The following is a 2,294-nucleotide window of genomic DNA, read 5'->3' as shown; positions in this document are numbered from 1 at the left end:
CCCCTGGGGCCCGCCCGGCGACACCAGCCCCGAGACCCTTGACACCACTGGTGTCTCACGCACTACTTAACACTGCGCGACATGGGTGACAACGTTGTCTGAGTCGTCCGGCCGGCAGTGCCGGGTTCAGCGGAGAGGCAGAGGGATGCGAACGGGATTCGGGTACCGCAGATGGCGTACGCTCGCCCGTCCCACGGCCCTCCTGGTGGCCGCCGCGCTGATGACGGGGGCTCAGGTCACCCAGGGCCGGACCGTCGCGGCGTCGCCGGCCCGGGCCGGCGCGGCCGCCCCAACCGGCGACCGCTTCGCCTCCTCCTTCGAGCCCGGCGACCCGCGGCCCGACTGGACCGACACCGTCGAGACCGGCCGCGACGGCCGGCCGCGCGCCGCCGGGGTCGACGGCGACGACACCAGCGGCATCCCCGGCAATGTCACCGACCGGGTCACCGCCGTCCGCGCCAGCGGCGAACACGCCGAGGCGGGCGAGGTCAAGGAGAACCTCGTCGACGGCGAGAGCGCGACCAAGTGGCTCGCCTTCGAGCGCACCGCCTGGCTGGAATTCGAGCTGGACCGGCCCGTCCAGGCCGTGCGCTACGCCCTGACCTCCGCCAACGACGCCCCCGGCCGCGACCCCCGGGACTGGGTGCTCAAGGGGTCGGACGACGGCAGCGGCTGGCAGGTGCTCGACACCCGCCAGGGCGAGGTCTTCGAAAAGCGGCTCCACACCCGGGAGTTCTCCTTCACCGGCACCCGCCCCTACCGCCAGTACCGGCTGGAGATAACCCGCAACAACGGCGAGCCCGTCACCCAGCTCGCCGAGTTCCAGCTGGCGGCGGGCGACACCGGAACCCCGCCGCCCGCCGACATGCGCAGCCACGTCGACCGGGGCCCCACCGGCTCCCCCACCGCCAAGGCCCGCGCCGGCTTCACCGGCACCCACGCGCTGCGCTACGGGGGCATGCACCAGGCGACCGGCCACGCCTACTCGTACAACAAGGTCTTCCGGACCCGGCTGCGCGTCACCCCGAGGACCCTGCTCTCCTACAAGATCTTCCCCGCCCTCCCCGAGCCGGACGCCCGCTACCCCGCCACCCATGTCGCGCTCGACCTCGCCTTCACCGACGGCACCTACCTCAGCGAGCTCGGCGCGGTCGACCAGCACGGCGCGCGGCTGACCCCGCAGGGCCAGGCCGCCTCCAGAACGCTCTACGTCAACCAGTGGAACAACAAGGAGTCGCGCATCGGGGCCGTCGCCTCGGGCAAGACCGTGGAGCGGGTGCTGATCGCGTACGACTCGCCCGTGGGCCCGGCGAAGTTCCGCGGCTGGATCGACGACATCTCCCTCGCCCCGGCCCCCGAGGAGCCGCCCGTCGCCCATCCGGCCGACCGGGCCGTCACCACCCGCGGCACCCACTCCAGCTCGAACTTCTCCCGCGGCAACACCTTCCCGGCCACCGCCGTCCCCCACGGCTTCAACTTCTGGACGCCCGTCACCAACGCGGGCGCCACGGACTGGCTCTACCAGTACGCGGCGACCAACAACGCCGACAACCTCCCCACCCTCCAGGCCCTCTCCGCCGGCCACCAGCCCAGCCCCTGGATGGGCGACCGGCAGACCTTCCAGCTCATGCCCTCGGCGTCCCCGGGCGTCCCGCCCGCCTCCCGTAGCGCCCGCGCCCTGCCCTTCCGGCACGAGAACGAGACCGCCCGGCCCCACTACTACGCCGTCACCTTCGAGAACGGTCTCAAGGCGGAGATCACCCCCAGCGACCACGCCGCGATGATCCGCTTCACCTTCCCCTCGGACCAGGCGAGCGTCCTCCTCGACAACGTCAAGGACCGGGGCGGGCTGACCCTCGACCCCGAGCACCGCTCCTTCAGCGCCTACTCGGACGTCCGCAGCGGACTGTCCACCGGTGCCGGGCGCCTCTTCGTCCACGGCGTCTTCGACGCGCCCGTCGTCGCGAGCGGCAAGCTCAAGGGCGACACGGGGAGCGACGCCGTCACCGGCTATCTGCGCTTCGCGCCCGGCAAGAGCCGTACGGTCACCCTGCGCGTGGCGACCTCCCTCATCGGCACCGACCAGGCCCGGGCCAACCTGGAGCGGGAGATCCCGGCGAGCACCGGTTTCGACCAGGTCATGACCCGTGCCCGGACCGCCTGGGACACCCTCCTGGGCCGGGTCGAGGTCGAGGGCGCGACCCGCGACCAGCTCACCACCCTCTACTCCAGCCTCTACCGGCTCTACCTGTATCCCAACTCCGGATTCGAGAACACCGGCACCACCACCCACC

At 72.3% G+C, this 2,294-nt stretch carries 1 protein-coding gene; it reads left to right on the top strand.

Features of this window, described 5'->3' with window-relative positions:
* Positions 1 to 145: 145 nt before the first annotated feature.
* Positions 146 to 2,294 (top strand): glycoside hydrolase domain-containing protein (locus K6I33_RS34375; RefSeq protein ID WP_229358727.1); only part of this gene is annotated, 2,149 nt, incomplete at its 3' end.

This window comes from Streptomyces sp. UNOB3_S3, from assembly GCF_020740895.1.
Taxonomy (GTDB): Bacteria; Actinomycetota; Actinomycetes; order Streptomycetales; family Streptomycetaceae; genus Streptomyces.
Note: the sequence above shows the minus strand (reverse complement) of the source record. Positions and strands in the feature narration are given on the sequence as shown.